Origin of the sequence: Sphingomonas sp. LM7 (genome assembly GCF_002002925.1) — a bacterium.
Taxonomy (GTDB): Bacteria; Pseudomonadota; Alphaproteobacteria; order Sphingomonadales; family Sphingomonadaceae; genus Sphingomonas.
This window is the reverse complement of record NZ_CP019511.1, coordinates 969038-985826: the sequence shown is the minus strand read 5'-3', so window position 1 is coordinate 985826 and position 16789 is coordinate 969038. Positions and strand designations below refer to the sequence as shown.

19 protein-coding genes and 1 tRNA gene are annotated in these 16789 nt (G+C 65.5%); 11 read left to right on the top strand and 9 right to left on the bottom strand.

What is annotated here, in order from left to right:
* Positions 1–90 precede the first annotated feature (90 nt).
* Positions 91–180: transfer RNA gene (locus tag BXU08_RS04550), tRNA-Ser, on the top strand.
* Between the two features lie 112 nt (positions 181–292).
* Here the strand turns inward: BXU08_RS04550 and BXU08_RS19475 are convergent.
* The 3 genes from BXU08_RS19475 to BXU08_RS20275 form a co-directional block, all read right to left on the bottom strand.
* Entirely contained in the window at positions 293–523 is a 231-nt protein-coding gene (locus BXU08_RS19475) for a hypothetical protein (protein ID WP_150125411.1), read from the bottom strand.
* A 280-nt stretch (positions 524–803) separates the two neighbouring features.
* Entirely contained in the window at positions 804–1124 is a 321-nt protein-coding gene (locus tag BXU08_RS20280) for a Crp/Fnr family transcriptional regulator (RefSeq protein WP_253190507.1), read from the bottom strand.
* Positions 1125–1151: 27 nt separating this feature from the next.
* The gene (locus BXU08_RS20275) at positions 1152–1526 is read right to left on the bottom strand and encodes a Crp/Fnr family transcriptional regulator (RefSeq protein ID WP_253190506.1); all 375 of its coding nucleotides are present in this window, start codon (positions 1524–1526) and stop codon (positions 1152–1154) included.
* A gap of 175 nt (positions 1527–1701) precedes the next feature.
* On the opposite strand from BXU08_RS20275, the gene BXU08_RS04540 reads away from it, so the two are divergent.
* Positions 1702–1980, top strand: a complete 279-nt coding sequence (locus BXU08_RS04540) for a hypothetical protein (protein WP_150125410.1) — start codon at positions 1702–1704, stop codon at positions 1978–1980.
* Between the two features lie 37 nt (positions 1981–2017).
* On the opposite strand, the gene BXU08_RS04535 is transcribed toward BXU08_RS04540, so the two are convergent.
* On the bottom strand, positions 2018–2788 hold the full coding sequence (locus tag BXU08_RS04535; RefSeq protein ID WP_077509001.1) for a FadR/GntR family transcriptional regulator: 771 nt from the start codon (positions 2786–2788) through the stop codon (positions 2018–2020).
* A gap of 90 nt (positions 2789–2878) precedes the next feature.
* Here BXU08_RS04535 and manD point away from each other — a divergent pair, with 90 nt between their 5' ends.
* From manD to BXU08_RS04495, 8 genes are all read left to right on the top strand, one after another.
* Positions 2879–4090, top strand: coding sequence for a D-mannonate dehydratase ManD (gene manD, locus BXU08_RS04530; RefSeq protein WP_077509000.1), 1212 nt, complete (start codon positions 2879–2881; stop codon positions 4088–4090).
* Positions 4091–4361: 271 nt separating this feature from the next.
* Positions 4362–4976, top strand: a complete 615-nt coding sequence (locus tag BXU08_RS04525) for a DUF6975 family protein (RefSeq protein WP_253190505.1) — start codon at positions 4362–4364, stop codon at positions 4974–4976.
* Between the two features lie 39 nt (positions 4977–5015).
* The gene (locus BXU08_RS04520) at positions 5016–5861 is read left to right on the top strand and encodes a MoxR family ATPase (protein ID WP_077508998.1); all 846 of its coding nucleotides are present in this window, start codon (positions 5016–5018) and stop codon (positions 5859–5861) included.
* Positions 5858–6286: a GFA family protein gene (locus BXU08_RS04515; protein ID WP_077508997.1), complete on the top strand. Its 429-nt coding sequence runs from the start codon at positions 5858–5860 to the stop codon at positions 6284–6286. Before BXU08_RS04520 ends, BXU08_RS04515 begins: the two co-directional genes overlap by 4 nt.
* A 90-nt stretch (positions 6287–6376) precedes the next feature.
* A complete protein-coding gene (locus BXU08_RS04510; RefSeq protein ID WP_077508996.1) occupies positions 6377–7261 on the top strand; it encodes a hypothetical protein in 885 nt (294 codons plus the stop codon).
* A gap of 176 nt (positions 7262–7437) precedes the next feature.
* Positions 7438–7959 (top strand): CHAP domain-containing protein, encoded by a 522-nt coding sequence (locus BXU08_RS04505; RefSeq protein WP_253190504.1) that lies wholly within the window; start codon positions 7438–7440, stop codon positions 7957–7959.
* A 25-nt stretch (positions 7960–7984) separates the two neighbouring features.
* Positions 7985–9394, top strand: a complete 1410-nt coding sequence (locus BXU08_RS04500; RefSeq protein ID WP_150125409.1) for a hypothetical protein — start codon at positions 7985–7987, stop codon at positions 9392–9394.
* 10 nt (positions 9395–9404) lie between these two features.
* A complete protein-coding gene (locus BXU08_RS04495; protein WP_077508993.1) occupies positions 9405–10583 on the top strand; it encodes a VWA domain-containing protein in 1179 nt (392 codons plus the stop codon).
* Between the two features lie 49 nt (positions 10584–10632).
* Here the strand turns inward: BXU08_RS04495 and BXU08_RS04490 are convergent, their stop codons facing one another.
* On the bottom strand, positions 10633–10926 hold the full coding sequence (locus tag BXU08_RS04490; RefSeq protein ID WP_077508992.1) for an Hpt domain-containing protein: 294 nt from the start codon (positions 10924–10926) through the stop codon (positions 10633–10635).
* A gap of 78 nt (positions 10927–11004) precedes the next feature.
* On the opposite strand from BXU08_RS04490, the gene BXU08_RS04485 reads away from it, so the two are divergent.
* The gene (locus tag BXU08_RS04485) at positions 11005–13296 is read left to right on the top strand and encodes a hypothetical protein (RefSeq protein WP_077508991.1); all 2292 of its coding nucleotides are present in this window, start codon (positions 11005–11007) and stop codon (positions 13294–13296) included.
* A 132-nt stretch (positions 13297–13428) separates the two neighbouring features.
* On the opposite strand, the gene BXU08_RS04480 is transcribed toward BXU08_RS04485, so the two are convergent.
* The 4 genes from BXU08_RS04480 to BXU08_RS04465 are packed head-to-tail and all read right to left on the bottom strand — an operon-like array spanning position 13429 to position 16781.
* Positions 13429–13698: a DUF1467 family protein gene (locus BXU08_RS04480; protein ID WP_077508990.1), complete on the bottom strand. Its 270-nt coding sequence runs from the start codon at positions 13696–13698 to the stop codon at positions 13429–13431.
* Positions 13699–13701: 3 nt separating this feature from the next.
* Complete coding sequence (locus BXU08_RS04475) at positions 13702–15336, bottom strand: ribonuclease J (RefSeq protein WP_077508989.1); 1635 nt, start codon at positions 15334–15336, stop codon at positions 13702–13704.
* Positions 15337–16119: a type III pantothenate kinase gene (locus tag BXU08_RS04470; RefSeq protein WP_077508988.1), complete on the bottom strand. Its 783-nt coding sequence runs from the start codon at positions 16117–16119 to the stop codon at positions 15337–15339.
* A gap of 11 nt (positions 16120–16130) precedes the next feature.
* Positions 16131–16781, bottom strand: a complete 651-nt coding sequence (locus BXU08_RS04465) for a biotin--[acetyl-CoA-carboxylase] ligase (RefSeq protein ID WP_253190503.1) — start codon at positions 16779–16781, stop codon at positions 16131–16133.
* Between the last annotated feature and the right edge of the window lie 8 nt (positions 16782–16789).

Below are 16789 nucleotides of genomic sequence, written 5' to 3'. Positions count from 1 at the left end.
AGCCGGACGCGGGCATGAACCCCCTGATATTGGCAACCGAGCAAGATTTTGTGGCGAACCGTCGCGGACCGCGATAGCGGGGGCGTCAGCGGAGAGGTGGCCGAGTGGTTTAAGGCAGCGGTCTTGAAAACCGCCGTGGGTGCAAGCTCACCGTGGGTTCGAATCCCACCCTCTCCGCCACTTCCGCCAACGCCAACCGCAGGCAAGCAGAGCAAATCCTAGCGCCGAATGGCGGACACTGCGTGGAAAGCCGCCTGTCTGCTCCCAATAATTTAAACGCATTAGCTGACGTTCAAGGTTCGCCCATCGCTAGATACGCCAATGGCTGACGGGACAGCGACGACCAAATTGGAAGCGCGTCCCTCATGGCATTGCGAGCCAGAACTTCGTATCCTGCTGCCATTTCGGCGTGGATCGCGCGTACCGAGGGGCTCGTGGCAGCAATAGCTAGCGAACGCGATTGCTCCAGCCGCCGTGTATAATAATCCCGCTGTTGATATTCGCTAATGATCTGCCGCGTCATGACTGCCTCCAAGTCTCCAGCGAAGAAATAGCGCAGTCTCACAATTGCTTTCCAACATGAGTTTATTTGCAAAAATATATGCACCCTATCCTGCGGCCTCAATATCCGCGCTCAGGTGCAGGTGCCAAAGCGTCGTGTCACGTTGCGCACGCCAAGATCGTGCCGTCGAAAACGCGTTACTCGTCAGCCTGCTCGGGGATTCAGATGGCTGCCTTGCGGTCGCAATCGTCACGATCGGCCGCTAACGCCCATCATCATTACCGCCTCGGAGCAGCCCCTGTCATGCCGCAGGACGCAGCCGCCGGTGCAGGTAGTTCTCGTCGAAGCCGGCGATTTGCACCAGGCGCGCGGGGTCCGCGATACGAAGGCTGTTCCGGCTCAGTGTCATCACACCGGACTGCCGCAGTTTCTTCAAGACGCGATTGAGGTGCACCGGCGTCATGCCGAGCGCATCGGACAACAGCAATTGGGAGAGCGGCATTTCCAAGCTGGCTTCTAGGGTCAAACCGATATTGCGCCCGCGCAGGTAAAGTTCGCACATCAGATGCGCCGCGCGCTCAAGGCTCGTTCGACGCCCCATGCTGGTGATCCAGGCGCGCATGGTACCTTCATCGACCAGCTGCCCGATTTACATTGCCCGGGCGATGCCGCGATGCTGCTCCATCAGCGCGTCCATCTTCTCCCGGCTGATCGTGGCGACCACCGCCGGTGTGACGGTCTGGATGTTGTGATCCATTTCGGCGAGGAGGCCGATGTGCAGATCGCACGAATCTCCCGGCATCAGAAAGGCCAATATCTGGCGGGTACCGTTCGGCAGAATCTTATAGCGGCAGAGCCAACCGCTCAGCACCACAAACACCGGGCCGGGCCTGTCGCCCTCGCGGATCAAGTCCCTACGTGCTGGCTCCTCGCGCGCTCCCGCCGTGGCGGCTGCGAGCGCGGCGACTTCCTCAACATTGAGAGAGACGAAACCATTTAGCTTTTCGATGAAGCGATTCGCCATGCGCCACTCTGGCACACCGCTGGCAAGGGTAACATTGATAATTATTATAGTGATTTATTGATCTGAATGTGTGTGCAAGGTTCGTTTTCATCTAAGGTCCTAGCATCGTCGGTGAAGTCTTTGGCTCCGGCGGCTGAGGGATATGCGCGCTCTCGCCACCATCCGGAGCGTTGCGATGTCTGATCTTACCAATGACAACGATAGGGCGCGTGGGCCTTCTCTTCGTGAGGCTGATGCGCATGGCCAAGCTGCCATGCTGCTGGTCGAAAGCCTTATCCACGGTCTCATCGAGCGTTCGGTCATCACGGTCGCCGACGCAGTCGAGATCGTGGAGGTAGCCACGGAGGTGAAGGCTGCGATCGGGGCGGACATGGGGGATTCGCCAGCCACGCTCGCGGCTTCCGTCGCCTTGCTTGGTTCCATCGGCGATAGCCTGAAACATGACCTGACTTAAGCCGGCGTTCCGGACAGCGCGCCGGGCATTCTCGCCCCTAAGCGGACCCGATCTTCAACCGTCGCGCTACCTTGTCGCGCCGCGCGTCGAGCTCGCTCCGCGCGCGCTCCATCACTTCGAGCTCGGTCGCTTCGAGCAGGTCGTCGACCACGCCGCGCAGGTGCCGCCGCATGGCGCTCCGCGCGGCATGCGGATCGCGGGCGTGGAGCGCTGCGACGATCGGGCGGTGCTCCTCCACGCGCGGGGTGATGCCGCCGCGCTTGGCGCGGGCGAACATATTCGCGGCGAGCGGCGACTTGGTGCGCAAGTCCCAGAGATATTCGATTACGCTGCGGATCGCCGCATTGCCCGTGGCGGTGGCGATCGCCAGGTGGAAACGGTGGTCGGCATCCATCACCGATGGCTTGCCCGAATCCTCCGCCGCCATCTCGACCAGCAGCGCATCGAGCTCGGCAAGCTGCTCGTCGGTAATCGATACCGCCGCCAGCGCGACCGCTTCGCCTTCGAACAGGATCCGCGCCTCGGTCAGGTCGAACGCGCCGACGTCGAAATTGAGCGAATCCTCGCGCTGTCCGCTGCCATGCTCGCGCCGCGTGACATAAAGCCCCGATCCGTGCCGCGCCTCGATCCAGCCGCGCATTTCGAGCGCGATCATCGCCTCGCGGATCGTCGGGCGGCTGACCTTATATTCTTCGGCAAGGTCGCGCTCGCCGGGCAGGCGCGTGCCGGGCGACCAGCGCCCGCCTTCGATCGCTTCGGTGATCGACGCCGCCACGCGCTGGTACAGCTTGTTGCCCGTGATTTTCATTACGCCCTCACCTGTCGCAACACCCTAGGTTGACACCGATCATACCACAAGGCGATATTGGCCTGACCAATTTCAACACGAGTCTCGACCTTGCCCCGCATTACTTCCGCGCGTGTCATCGTGACCAGCCCCGGCCGCAATTTCGTAACCCTCAAGATCGAGACCGACGAAGGCGTGTACGGGATCGGCGACGCAACCCTGAACGGCCGCGAACTCGCGGTGGCGAGCTATCTGGAAGACCATGTCGTCCCCTGCCTGATCGGCCGCGACGCGCACCAGATCGAGGATATCTGGCAGTATCTCTACAAGGGTGCGTATTGGCGCCGCGGCCCGGTGACGATGACGGCGATCGCCGCGGTCGACATGGCGTTGTGGGATATCAAGGGCAAGATCGCCAACTTGCCGGTCTGGCAGCTGCTCGGCGGCGCCTCGCGCGAAGGCTGCATGGTCTATGGTCATGCCAATGGCAGCGACATTTCCGAGACGATCGAGCGCGCGCAGGAATATCTCGAACAGGGCTACAAAGCGGTCCGTCTCCAGTCGGGCGTCCCCGGCCTTGCCGCGACCTATGGCGTGTCGGGCGAGCGCTTCTACTACGAGCCCGCCAAGGGCTCGCTGCCCGAGGAGACGGTCTGGTCGACCTCCAAATATCTGCGCCACGTGCCCGAATTGTTCGCCAAGGCGCGCGACCAGCTCGGCTGGGACGTCCATCTGCTCCACGATGTCCATCACCGCCTGACGCCGATCGAGGCCGGGCGGCTGGGCAAGGATCTCGAACCCTATCGCCTGTTCTGGCTGGAGGACGCGACGCCGGCCGAGAACCAGGCCGGCTTCCGCATGATCCGCCAGCACACCACCACGCCGCTCGCAGTCGGCGAGATCTTCAATTCGGTGTGGGACGCCAAGCAGCTCATCGAGGAGCAGCTGATCGACTATATCCGCGCCACCGTGGTCCATGCCGGCGGCATCACCCATCTGCGCCGGATCGCCGGGCTCGCCGACCTCCACCAGGTCCGCACCGGCTGCCACGGCGCCACCGACCTTTCGCCGGTCAGCATGGCCGCAGCGCTCAACTTCGGCCTGTCGGTGCCCAATTTCGGCATCCAGGAATATATGCGGCATACGCCCGAGACCGACGCGGTCTTCCCACACGCCTATTCGCTCGCCAACGGCCTGATGCATCCCGGCGACAAGCCGGGCCTGGGCGTGGACATCGACGAGGCGCTCGCCGCCAAATACGAGTATAAGCGCGCCTATCTTCCCGTGAACCGGCTCGAAGACGGGACGATGTTCAACTGGTGAAGTACCTTTTGCGCTTCTGCGAAGGCAGGAGCCGGGGACATCGTATTACTTCGCTGTTCTGGCTTCCTGCTTGCGCTGGAGCGCTGCAGATCTAGGCCATCCACAAACCGCGACTGAAAGGTAAACGCGGCGTCAACCACGTCTTTACGTGCTTCGGTATAGACCTGAGTTGCATGAAGCGCGTGTCGATGTTTGTCGGCATTCCAGGGTTTGGGGGCATATGCCGTTTGATACTGCACAGATCGCCCGTCTCGGTGGCACATGGGGAGCGATGGGATCGCTCGTCGCATCCGATGGCAGCGCGAATCATCCCTGGCTCCGCCGCCTCGCCGAGACCCTCGAGCCGCTGCGCGACCTCGCCGATGCCGCCCATTTCATCTGCGTGCTCCACGGTCGCCATCCCGGCGTGATCGATTATGCGCTGGCACATGCCCAGGTGTCGCTCGAACGCGACTGGCTGGAAGCCGCTGCCGGCGCCTTCGCGACCGAGCGCGCCTATCTCGTCCGCATCGTCGCTGCCGCCGGTCCGCTGCCGAGCACCCCCGGGCACGCCGAATCCGAATCGGCTGCGCATGCCCAGCGCCACGCGCTCGACATGCTCGCCCAGTCTGACCGCGCCGGTTGCGCCGCCGGTGCCGCGCTTGCGATGGTGATCGACTGGGCAACGGTGCGCGGCGTGCTCGATGCCGTCGCCGACCGCTTGGGCCTCAAGGCGCCGGCATCGACTCTCCCGCTCGCCGAGGAGACCGTCAGCGTCGTCGATGCGCTCGCCCGCGAAAGCGCAATGGAGCGCGCGATGCTGTTCGGCGCGCAACAGGTCTTCGCCCAGCATCGCGGCCTGTGGGACCTGCTCGAAGCCCGCGCCAGCGCCCGTACCCGCGCCTGAGTCCTTGCGTCGGGGCACCCTGCCCCTCTACCAAGCGCCATGCGTTTCGAAGGCACCCAAAGCTATGTCGCGACGGAGGACCTCAAGGTCGCCGTCAACGCGGCCGTCACTCTCCGCCGTCCCTTGCTCGTCAAGGGCGAGCCCGGCACCGGCAAGACCGTCCTCGCGTACGAGATCGCCAAGGCGGTGAACGCCCCGCTGATCGAGTGGAACGTCAAGTCGACCACCAAGGCGCAGCAAGGCCTCTACGAATATGATGCGGTCGCCCGGCTGCGCGACGGCCAGCTCGGCGACGAGCGCGTCCACGACATCGCCAATTACATCCGCAAGGGAAAGCTGTGGGAGGCGTTCACTGCGCCGCAGCTCCCCGTGCTGCTGATCGACGAGATCGACAAGGCCGATATCGAATTCCCCAACGACTTGCTCCAGGAGCTCGATCGCATGGAATTCCATGTCTACGAGACCAAGGAGACCGTCCGCGCCGCCGAGCGCCCGATCGTGGTGATCACATCGAACAACGAGAAGGAACTGCCCGACGCGTTCCTGCGCCGCTGCTTCTTCCACTATATCAAGTTCCCGGACCGCGAGACGATGCAGGCGATCATCGACGTCCACTTTCCCGGCATCCAGAAGATCCTGGTCAGCAAGGCAATGGATATCTTCTACGACATCCGCGAGGTCCCAGGGCTCAAGAAGAAGCCGAGCACGTCCGAACTCCTCGACTGGCTCAAATTGCTCCTCCACGAGGAAATGCCGCTCGACGTGCTCCAGTCGAAGGACAGCAGCAAGGCGATCCCGCCGCTCCACGGCGCGCTGCTCAAGAACGAGCAGGACGTGATGCTGTTCGAACGCCTTGCCTTCATGAGCCGGCGGCAGAGCAAGTGACCGGCTATACCGGCCGCTGCGCCTGCGGCGCGGTCACCGCGACGATCACGGGCGACGCGATTGCCGTGCGCCAATGCTGGTGCCGCCAGTGCCAGCAGATCGCTGCGGGCTCGCCGACCACCAATGCGATGTTCGCCACCGATGCGATTGCGTTGGAAGGCGAGCTTGCCAGCACCTCCTATGTCGCGGCGAGCGGCAACACGCTTACCCAGAGCTTCTGCGCGAAATGCTGCACGCCGGTGATGGGTCAGTCCTCGGCACGCCCGCAATTCCGTACCCTTCGCCTGGGTTTCCTCGACGCCCCCAATGATCTCGCCCCGCAAGTCGCGATCTGGACCGAGGACGCCCCTGCCTGGGCGATGATCGATCCCAGCCTGGAAACCTTCCCGCGCCAGCCGCCGGCGCCCGGACCGGCCCCGCGCTAGACAAACATGCGTCGATCCGCATAGCTTCCGAATAGACTCCGGCGCGTTCGAGCCCAGTTCCGCGACAATAGCAGCAGGACGGGTGGCGATATGGCTCCAGGGCGCGACATCGACGACTCGATCGACCTTCTGTCCGCCTCCGAGGAATCGCTGGCGGCAGTTCCCCGGCGGGCGGATTCCAAACGATCGGCCACGCCTGACCCGGCCCTGGGAGTGGCGGCCGGCGCCGCGACCTTCGTCCTGGCGCAGGCCGCACTGCCTGCGGCCGCGACTACGCACATAGACGGCCTGACCGCCGTCGTAGTCGGCGCGGCGGTCAGCCTGGCGCCTTGTCTCGCCGGGCTGAAATCCTTGTGTCACGGCCCCGACGCACGCAAGCCCAAGCTGGCGGCGGGCACGCTGGGAGCAACCGCCGGCGCAAGCCTGGGCGGGCTGATTGCCGGCGCGACGGGTGTCGGCAAGGCAGGGCTGGTGCTTTTCTCGCTGGTCGATGGCGGAATCTTGCTGGCGGCGACCTTGCTGACCGGATGGGTGGCCACCTATTCCGTAGCGCAGGTTCGGGAAAAATCCTGTCCCGGACTGTCCGGCGGACCGCGTCACAGGGGCGATTGCAGCAATCGCATCTGCCCGGATTGCGGCATCTTCTATTTCCCCGACGAAACCGCTCGCGACCTTTCTGCCTCGCCCGATCTATTCCTCAATCTGCGCCAGATCTACAGCTACCTCCAATATCAGGGGCTCGATATTCTGGACAGCGCCTGCCTGCTGCGCGACAATTATCAGGCATTCGCCAAGGCCGGGATCACGCTGATCAATCAGCGAAGCCAATCCATCGAATTCGAACGCGACAAGTTCGATGCTTGGGCCCGCAGCCATGCTCGCACGATCGCCGGCTACCGTACCAGGGGGAGCACGCACATCGCCGAATTCGATCGCACACGTTTCATCCGGGCGATGAACCGCGCAGCCGAGTAAACCAGCGAGGCAGCGCCGTGTCCGACCAGACAACGACATCCTGCCGGCCGGAAACGCAGTTAACCGAATTTTAACCGCTTCCCGATACCCGGTGCTCGGGGGGGTATCTGTATCGGTACCCGTGTATGCGTATAGGTCTCGGTTTCTCTGCCCTGCTTGCCGCCTGTTGCGCGGCCATGCCCGCGCAGGCGCAGTCGCTTCTCGAATATGTCGGCCAGTGCGTTCCCTTCGCCCGTCAAGCCTCGGGGATCCAGATCTATGGCGACGCCTGGACCTGGTGGGACCAGGCCGACGGCCGCTACCAGCGCGGGCAGAAGCCGCGCGTCGGCGCTGTCCTCGCCTTTGCCAAAAGTTCGAAGCTTCAGCTCGGTCATGTTGCCGTGGTCAGCCGCATCGTCGACAAGCGCGTGCTGATGGTCACGCACGCCAACTGGTCGCGCCAGAACGGCAAACGTGGCCATGCCGAGCAGGACGTCACGCTGTTCGACGTCTCGCAGCGCGGCGACTGGAGCCTGGTCAAGGTCTGGTATCGCGATACCGACGGGCTGGGCAGCTCGATCTACCCTGCGCACGGCTTCATCTACGGCACGCCCGATCCGAGCGCGGGCAAGGCGGTCCGCCCTGCCCGTCCCGCCGCCGAGCTGACCAGCCGCCAGCCCGATTATGTCGGTTCGCTGATCGATGCCTATGCCCGCTGACTTGTACCGCCCCCGGCACTGACGCATGACAGACGCCATGCAGGGGGAAGCGGGCGTCGACAGGCGATATTGGTGGCTGCTGGGCGCGATCGTCGCGCTTGGCCTGGCGCTCCGCATCGCCGGTGCCCAGGGCGCGCTGTGGCTCGACGAAGCCTGGTCGGCCAAGCAGGCGCATGATGCCGGAACGCCGCTTGGCGTGTTCCTCAACATCAACCACGACAACAACCACCATCTGAATTCGCTGTGGCTGCTGCTGGTCGGCTTCGACGCGCCGCCGCTGCTCGCCCGCGCGCTGTCGATCGCTACCGGCACTGCCGCGATCCTCGTCGCCGCGGCGATCGGCGCGCGCCGCAGCCTGACGCTCGGGCTGGTCACGGCGCTGCTCTTCGCAGTCTCTCCTGCGCTGGTCACCTTCGGCTCGGAAGCACGCGGCTATGCGCCGATGTCGCTGGCGCTGCTCACCGCGATCCTGCTCGTCGATCGCTGGCTCGCCGGCGAGGCCGAGCGCAGCCCCGCGCTCGCGCTGGCGATTTGCTTCTTCCTCGGCGCCTTTTCGCAGCTGATCCTATTCTTCGGCTTCTGCGCAGTCGCAGGCTGGGTGTTCTTCGCCTTGTGGAAGCGCAGCGGGTTCCGCGAGGCGCTGACCGGATCAATTCGGCTGTTCCTCCCTTCCACAATCGCCCTCGCTCTTGTCGTCACGATCATCCTCGGCGCCGCGGCCGCGCGCACCGGCTTCACCTTCGGCCGCTACGATCCCTACAACCCGCTGGAGTTGCTCCACGGCGTCTCGGAAATGGTGCAATACACCGTCGGCCTGCCGGCGATGAGCATCTGGGGGATCGCCGCGATGCTGGTGCTGCTGGTACTCGCACCCTCGGCAGGCGTGTGGCGCATCGCCTTTCACCGCCTCGCGATCCTCGCCTTCCCGCTGATGCTCGCACTGCTCCGCTCCGGCAATGTCGCGCACCCGCGCTATTATCTCCTCATTGGCATCGCGCTGCTCGTCCTGCTCGCCGAGTTCGTCTGGCTCGGCATGAAGGCCGGCGGCTGGAAGTGCTGGCTCGCCGGCGCCACGCTTGCCGGGATCACGCTCGCCAGCCTCGCGCTCGATGTGGACCTCGCAGTCAACCGCCGCGGCGATGTCGGCGCTGCGATCCGCGCGATGCAGGCCCGCGCGCCGCAGGGCACCCGCCTGTTGCTCGACCGCGAGACCGGTATCGCCACGCTGGAGGCGGCCGCCGCTTCCGCGCACTATCCCCTCACCGTCCAGCTCGAGGATTGCACCGCCGCGCGCTTCTTCCTCGCCGATCGTTTCCGCGGCGAGCAGCCGCCTGCCCGGATCGAGCTGTGCGGCGCCCGCTACACGCCGATCGCCGAGGCGCGCGCGCGCGGCATGTCGGGCACCCACTGGACGCTGTACGAGCGCCAGCCCTAGAAGGGCGCCCATGTTCTTCTCCTTCCTCGACGAGCTGCGCGCCGCCGGCATCCAGGCGAGCCTCAAGGAGCACCTCGTCCTGCTCGAAGCGCTCGACCGCGACATCATCGATCGCACGCCCGAGGCGTTCTACTATCTCGCCCGCGCCACCTTCGTGAAGGACGAGGGCCTGCTCGACCGCTTCGACCAGGTCTTCGCCAAGGTGTTCAAGGGGATCGCCACCAACTACGGGGTCGCCCCGGCCGACATTCCCGAGGACTGGCTCAAGGCGATCGCCGATAAATTCCTCACCCCCGAGGAGATGGAAGCGATCAAGTCGCTCGGCTCGTGGGACGAAATCATGGAGACGCTCAAGGAGCGGCTCGAGGAACAGCATGCCCGCCACCAGGGCGGCAGCAAATGGATCGGCACCGGCGGCACCTCGCCCTTCGGCAATTCAGGCTATAATCCCGAAGGCGTCCGTATCGGCGGCGAGAGCAGGCACAAGCGCGCGCTCAAGGTCTGGGACCAGCGCGAGTTCAAGAATCTCGACAGCACCAAGGAACTCGGCACCCGCAACATCAAGGTCGCGCTGCGCCGCCTGCGCCGTTTCGCCCGCGAAGGCGCCGCCGACGAGCTCGATATCGACGCGACGATCGACGGCACCGCCAAACAGGGCTGGCTCGACGTGCGCATGCGTCCCGAGCGGCACAACGCGGTGAAGCTGCTGCTCTTTCTCGACGTCGGCGGATCGATGGATCCGTTCGTCCGGCTTTGCGAGGAGCTGTTCTCCGCAGCCACATCCGAGTTCAAGAACCTCGAATTCTACTATTTCCACAATTGCCCCTACGAAGGTGTGTGGAAGGACAATCGCCGCCGCTTCACCGAACGCACCCCGACCTGGGACATCCTGCACAAATTCGGCCACGACTATAAGCTGATCTTCGTCGGCGACGCCTCGATGAGCTCCTATGAGATCAGCCATCCCGGCGGCTCGGTCGAGCATTTCAACGAAGAAGCCGGTGGCGTCTGGATGCAGCGGCTGGTCAACACCTATCCTGCCGCAGTCTGGCTTAACGTCCTGCCCGAAGCGCACTGGGGCTATACCCAGTCGGTGCGGATCATCGGCGAGCTGATGCAGGACCGCATGTACCCGCTCACCCTTGCCGGGCTGGACGCAGCAATGCGCGAGCTGAGTAGGAAGCGCTGATTGCTCCCCTCCCTGCTCGCAGGGAGGGGAAATTCTATCTATCGGAGCGCTAAAGCCGGTCGATTGCCCGGTGCAGCCGGCGCAGTACCTCGCCGTCGTTCGCCGGCCCGCTCACCGCTTCGCTTGCCAGCGCCATCAGCCGCACCGCGCCGAAGCTCGCCGCCAGCCCCTTGAGCCGCAGCGCCGCAGATGCCCAGGCATCGGGCGTCTCCGCCGATTTCATCGCACTTACGCAGCGCCTGACGCTGTCGAGGAAGGATTCGCGCAGCTCGGCGATCAGCGCGGGCTCGTCGCCCACCGCTGCCGCCAGCGTCGCATCGATTGCACCGGGATCATACGCCATGCCCCGGGCCTATCCGAACGACGTTAATCACTGGTTTCCGCCATTTGGCGATCCGCCCGATTATGGTACAGTTTGCCGATGAACGGGGGAAAACCAGCGCAAGCAGCCTTCGAGCCGTCCAACGGCAACGAAGAGCTCGTCCTTTCCGACAATTCGGCGCTTCCCGCGCCGCTGGAGGAACTGGAACTCGATGAGGATACCGAGGAGAGCCGCAGCCTCGGCTGGATCGTGCCCACCCTCGCCTCGCTCTCGGTCGTCGTCTGGTTCGCCGCCATGGGCTGGCTGGCATGGCCCACGATCGAGCGCGGCATGGAGCCCGTCGCGCTGATCCAGCTGATCGCCGCGCTCTGCGTGCCCCCCGCACTCATCGGCATCCTCTACATGCTGACATTGCGCACCAGCCGCGCTGAGGCCCGACGCTTCGGTGCCACGGCCCGCGCGATGCGTGCCGAAGCCGCCGCGCTCGATCGCACCATGGCGGTGATCGCCGCCCGGATCGCCGAGAACCGCGCCGCGCTGGCCGAACACGCCACGGCGCTCGCCTCGCTTGGCGAACGCGCCGCCGAGCGCGTCGAGGGCGCTGCCGGCATGGTTGGCGACAAGGCGCGTCAGATGGACGGCAGCATCCGCACCTTCGGCGATGCGATGGATCAGGCCGAAAAGCGTTTCGAGATCATCCTCACCACGTTGCCCAAGGCGCATGAGGAAATGCAGGGCCTTGCCGGCCGGGTCGATGCCGCCGGGCTGCTCGCCAGCCAGCGCGCAGCCTCGCTCGACACCCAGCTCACGGCATTGGCCGAACGCGGCCGCGAAGCCGACCAGATCGCCGGCGGCGCTGCCGAGCGTCTTGCCGCGCACATCGCGCGCATGGAAGCAACCAGCGAGACCGCCAGTACCCGTCTCGAACAAGTCACCGGCCAGATGTCGGTCGAAGTCGATGCCGTGCTCGATCGCGCCGCCGGTGCTGTCGACGAAGCGCGCAAGGGCATCGCCACCCAGGGCGAGGCGATCCTCGCGATGCTCAGCGCCAACCAGGCCGCGCTCGACCGGGCCGGCCGCGACAGCGCCGAAGCGCTGGGCGAGCGCATGGCGACGATCGAGGAGGCCATCGGCCGCATCGGCGCACGCCTTGCCGAAGAGCAGGGCCGCGGCGACATATTGTTCTCCGGCCTGTCCACCGGCGTCGATCGGCTCGACCGCGAACTCCAGGTGCTCCACGCCGCAGGCACCGATCGCACCCAGTCGCTCGCCGCATCCGTCAGCGCGCTCCACGGTTCGATGGAGGCGATGTCCGAAGCGCTGCGCACCGGCGACCAGCTCGCGCGCAAGGCGATCGGAACTTCCGAGGATCTGCTCACTGCGCTCGACGCCTCGGCGCGCGAGATCGACGAGACGCTTCCCGAAGCGCTCGCGCGCCTCGACGCGCGGATCGGCGCGAGCCGCAAGGTCGTCGCCGGCGCCAAGCCCGAACTGCTCGCGCTGGTTACTGCCGCCGAGAGCACGCACGACGCGATCGAGGCGATCGCCGATGTCGTTTCGCAGCAGCGCGACACGCTTGCCAAGACCCAGGCTTCGTTGCTCGAGACGCTCGCCACCGGCAGCCAACAGGCCGCGTCGCTCGGTCACATCGTCGATGATACGATCGAGACTACCCGCCGCTTCGCCGAGACCGCCGCGCCGCAGCTGGTCGATGCACTGGTCAGCGTCCGCGAGACTGCCAGCGCCGCCGCCGCGCATGCCCGCGAGGCACTTGCCACGATCGTCCCCGGCGCCGCAGCCGCGCTTGAGGAAGCCAGCGGGACCGCGCTCAAGCGCGCCGTCGACGCCAGCGTCCGCCGCGAGATGGTCGAGCTGGCCGACAGCACCGAAGCGGCCGTGATCGCTGCGGCGCGCGCGTCGGAACGGCTTACCCAGCAGATGGTGGCGCTGGCCGATACCACCGCAAGGCTCGAAGCGCGGATCGAGGAAGAGCGCGTCGATCGCGAGCGCGCCGACAGCGACAATTTCGCCCGCCGCACTACGCTGCTCATCGAAGCGCTCAACTCGGCGTCTATCGACATCGCCAAGGCGTTCTCAGCCGAAGTCACCGACAGCGCCTGGGCCGCCTATCTCAAGGGCGATCGCGGCGTGTTCACGCGCCGCGCGGTGCGCTTGCTGGACAATGGCGACATGCGCGAGATCGCCCGGCTCTATGATTCCGAGCCTGCGTTCAGCGAGCACGTCAATCGCTACATCCACGATTTCGAGACGATGCTACGCCACGTCCTGGCACTGCGCGACGGCTCGACGCTGGGAGTCACCCTGCTGTCGTCGGACATGGGCAAGCTCTATGTCGCCCTCGCCCAGGCGATCGAGCGACTGCGCACCTGATCTCTCTCCCGACGGGAGAGGGTTGCGCAGACTAAGGTCGCGCGCTTCTGCGCGACCTTAGTCGGAGCTGGGTGAGGGGATCACCTTATCGATGGGGGGAAACCCTCACCTAATTCCCAAGGGAGCGAAAATTTAGTCCTGCCGATGCAGCCAGTCGAGCATCTCGACCGTGACCCACCCGTTGACGTAATTCAGGTAGAACAGCGCGAACAGCACCGTCGCGAGGATCGTAGTGCGGATCACGATCTTGCCCGGCTCGAACCCGTGCGGTGCGCTCTCCGCTTGGCCGGGGACCAGCGCGGCCCCCGCCTCCTGCGAGGTGCGCACGCCGAACGGCAGCACCAAGAACACTGCCAGCGTCCAGAACAGGATGTAGATCGCGAGCATCGACTGCCAGCGCATGGCTCAGAGCTCCACCACCAGCACATCGACCACCGGCTTCTTGCCGGTGAAGCGCACCGCCGCGCGGCGTACTGCCAGCCGAACGCTCTCCCGCAGCTTTTCGATGTCGCGGCCGTCCTTCTTCACGGCCTCCGCAGCTGCAGCGGCGGCTTCCTCGAGGAACGCGTCGCGATCCTCCTCGACCGGAACGCCCTGCACCCGGATTTGCGGCACGCCCTTGAGCCGCCCGCCCTGGATCGCCACCGCGACTGAGATCTGGCCGTACAGCGCGATCCGCCGCCGCTCGTTGATCGTCGTGCCGTCGGCCGGCAGGATCACGTCACCGTCAAGCACCAGCCGGCCCACCGGCGCGTGGCCGATCTGCTTGGGCTTGCCCGGCGCGAGCTTCCAGATCTCGCCATTGCTCTGCGTGATCGTCGTCGGGACGCCCTGTTCCTTGCCGAAACGCGCCTGCTCGTGGAGGTGGCGCAATTCGCCATGCACTGGGACGAGCACTTCCGGACGAATCCAGCGATACATCTCTGCCAGCTCGGGGCGGCCCGGGTGGCCCGAGACATGGACGAAGGCCTGGCGATCGGTAATGATCTCGACGCCCTTGCCGGCCAGCGTGTTCATGATCTTGCCGATCGCGACTTCGTTGCCCGGGATCTGGCGCGACGAGAACACCACGGTATCGCCAGCGTGCAGCTTGAGCGCATGGGTGTCCTCGGCAATGCGGTTGAGCGCTGCGCGGGCCTCGCCCTGGCCACCGGTGGCGATGATCATCACCTGGTTGGGCGGCAACGTCATCGCGGTGTCGAAATCGACCGTCTCGGGGAAATCGAGCAGATAGCCGGTCGCCTTGGCGACGCGCAGGATGCGATCGAGCGAGCGCCCCGCGACGCACAGCTTCCGGCCGCAATCCCGGGCGACTTCGCCCAAGGTCTGCAGCCGCGCCGCGTTCGACGCGAAGGTGGTGACGAGTACGCGCCCCTTGATCGCCGCGACGACCTCGTCGAGGCCCTTGCGCACGTCGATTTCCGAGCCCGATGACTCGGGATTGAAGACGTTGGTCGAATCGCACACGAGCGCCAGAACGCCCTTGTCGCCCACGGCGGTCAGCTCCGCCGCGGTCGAGGCGCCGCCTAGAGCGGGGGATTCGTCGAGCTTCCAGTCGCCGGTGTGGAACACCTTGCCGTACGGCGTCTCGATGAGGATCGCGTTGCCCTCGGGAATCGAATGCGCCAGTCGGTTGAAGGTCAGCGTGAACGGCCCGACGCTGAACGAGCCCTCTTCCTTGATGACGTTGAGCTCGACCTGGTCGGTAATGCCCTCTTCCTCGAGCTTGCCGTAGATGAGCCCCGCGGTGAACGGCGAGGCATAGAGCGGCACGCCCAGATCGGCGGCGAGATAGGGCAGTGCGCCGATATGGTCCTCATGACCGTGGGTCAGCACGATGCCGACCAGATCGTCGAGCCGCTCCTCGATGAACTGGAGGTCGGGGAGGATCACGTCGACGCCGGGATAATTGGCGTCGCCAAAGGTGATGCCGCAATCGACCATCAGCCACTTGCCCTGGGTGCCGTAGAGATTGACGTTCATGCCGATCTCGCCCGAGCCACCGAGTGCGAGGAAGAGGAGTTCGTTGCCTGGAGTCACTTAATTTCCTTGCTGGCTGCGTTCCCACAGCATGGCCAGACCCTGTATGGTCAGGTCTGGTTCGATCGTGTCAAAGACCGATGTATGCTTTTCGAAAAGCACCGCCAGTCCGCCGGTGGCAATGACCTTGAGCGGGCGTCCCACCTCGGCCTTCAGCCGGGCGACGAGGCCCTCGATCATCGCGATATAGCCCCAATAGATGCCGATGTGCATTTGGTCGACCGTGTTACGTCCGACGACGGTGCCGGTCTCGGGCGCGGAGATCGCGATCCGCGGCAGCTTGGCCGCAGCGGTGACCAGCGCGTCGAGTGACAAATTGATCCCCGGCGCGATGATCCCGCCCTTGTACGCGCCGCTATAGTCGACCAGCTCGAACGTCGTCGCGGTGCCGAAGTCGATGACGATCAGGTCGCCCTGGTGCCGGGCATGCGCCGCAATCATGTTCAGCGCGCGATCGGCGCCGAGGCTGCCCGGCTCCTCGACGTCGAGCTGGAAGCCCCATTCGGCGCTGCCCTGCCCGGCGATCACCGCCTCGGCCTTGAAATACTTGCTGCTGAGCACCTGAAGGTTGTGCAACGCGCGCGGGACGACGGTGCCGACGATCACGCCGGTCACCGCCGATCGATCATAGCCTTCGAGGCTGAGCAACTGGCTCAGCCAAACCGCATATTCGTCGGCGGTGCGCCGCGGATCGGTGGCGATGCGCCAGCGCGCGCGGATCTCGCCACCTTCGAGCAGCGCGAACACGACATTGGTGTTGCCGGCATCGACGGCGAGCAGCATTTGCCTCTCCTTCAGAGCAGGAACACGTCGCCCGCGTGAATGACACGGCTGGTGCCGTCGGCCAAGCGCAGGATGAGCGCGCCCTGCGGATCGAGGCCGTCGAACAGCCCGTCGACCGACGACCCGTCCGCCAGCCGCGCGGTGAGCGCCGTGCCCGTCGGATGCGCGCGCGCCAGCCAGCGGTCGCGCACCGGCGCGATGCCCTCGCGCCAGCGCGACAGCCAACGCGCGAAGATCTCGGCCAGCGTCTCGGCGAATATCTCGGGGTCCGGCGCGGGGGCGTGCGCGGCGACGCTGGTGGCGGGGCGACCGAGGTCGTCGGGGTGCTGCGCCAGGTTGACGCCGAAGCCGACGATCACCGCATCCTCTACGCGTTCGAGCAGGATGCCAGAGAGCTTGGCGCCGTCGATCAACAAGTCGTTGGGCCATTTGAGCATCGGCTGCACGCCGAACAGCGACACCGCCTCCTCAAGCGCCACCGCGGCGACCAGCGCGAGCGTCGCGGGCGACGGCTCGCCCGGTCGGACGCGGACGAGCGTGGAAATGTAGAGATTGCCCGCGGGCGAATCCCATGCCCTGCCCTGCCGGCCCTTGCCCGCGTTCTGCCGTTCGGCGCGGAGCCACAGGCCCTCGCTCGCACCGCTTTGCGCGAGTTCGGCCACATCCGCAT

Bases quoted from the DNA above. Each gene is read 5' to 3' on its own strand.
- BXU08_RS20280 (WP_253190507.1), bottom strand. From the start codon at position 1,124: ATGCGCGCCTGGATCACCAGCATGGGGCGTCGAACGAGCCTTGAGCGC.
- BXU08_RS04505 (WP_253190504.1), top strand. From the start codon at position 7,438: ATGCCCGCGCAGGCGCAGTCGCTTCTCGAATATGTCGGCCAGTGCGTT.
- BXU08_RS04510 (WP_077508996.1), top strand. From the start codon at position 6,377: ATGGCTCCAGGGCGCGACATCGACGACTCGATCGACCTTCTGTCCGCC.
- BXU08_RS04485 (WP_077508991.1), top strand. From the start codon at position 11,005: ATGAACGGGGGAAAACCAGCGCAAGCAGCCTTCGAGCCGTCCAACGGC.
- BXU08_RS04535 (WP_077509001.1), bottom strand. From the start codon at position 2,788: ATGAAAATCACGGGCAACAAGCTGTACCAGCGCGTGGCGGCGTCGATC.
- BXU08_RS04525 (WP_253190505.1), top strand. From the start codon at position 4,362: ATGGGATCGCTCGTCGCATCCGATGGCAGCGCGAATCATCCCTGGCTC.
- BXU08_RS04480 (WP_077508990.1), bottom strand. From the start codon at position 13,698: ATGCGCTGGCAGTCGATGCTCGCGATCTACATCCTGTTCTGGACGCTG.
- BXU08_RS20275 (WP_253190506.1), bottom strand. From the start codon at position 1,526: ATGGCGAATCGCTTCATCGAAAAGCTAAATGGTTTCGTCTCTCTCAAT.
- BXU08_RS19475 (WP_150125411.1), bottom strand. From the start codon at position 523: ATGACGCGGCAGATCATTAGCGAATATCAACAGCGGGATTATTATACA.
- BXU08_RS04540 (WP_150125410.1), top strand. From the start codon at position 1,702: ATGTCTGATCTTACCAATGACAACGATAGGGCGCGTGGGCCTTCTCTT.
- BXU08_RS04470 (WP_077508988.1), bottom strand. From the start codon at position 16,119: ATGCTGCTCGCCGTCGATGCCGGCAACACCAATGTCGTGTTCGCGCTG.
- BXU08_RS04520 (WP_077508998.1), top strand. From the start codon at position 5,016: ATGCGTTTCGAAGGCACCCAAAGCTATGTCGCGACGGAGGACCTCAAG.
- BXU08_RS04500 (WP_150125409.1), top strand. From the start codon at position 7,985: ATGACAGACGCCATGCAGGGGGAAGCGGGCGTCGACAGGCGATATTGG.
- BXU08_RS04495 (WP_077508993.1), top strand. From the start codon at position 9,405: ATGTTCTTCTCCTTCCTCGACGAGCTGCGCGCCGCCGGCATCCAGGCG.
- BXU08_RS04490 (WP_077508992.1), bottom strand. From the start codon at position 10,926: ATGGCGTATGATCCCGGTGCAATCGATGCGACGCTGGCGGCAGCGGTG.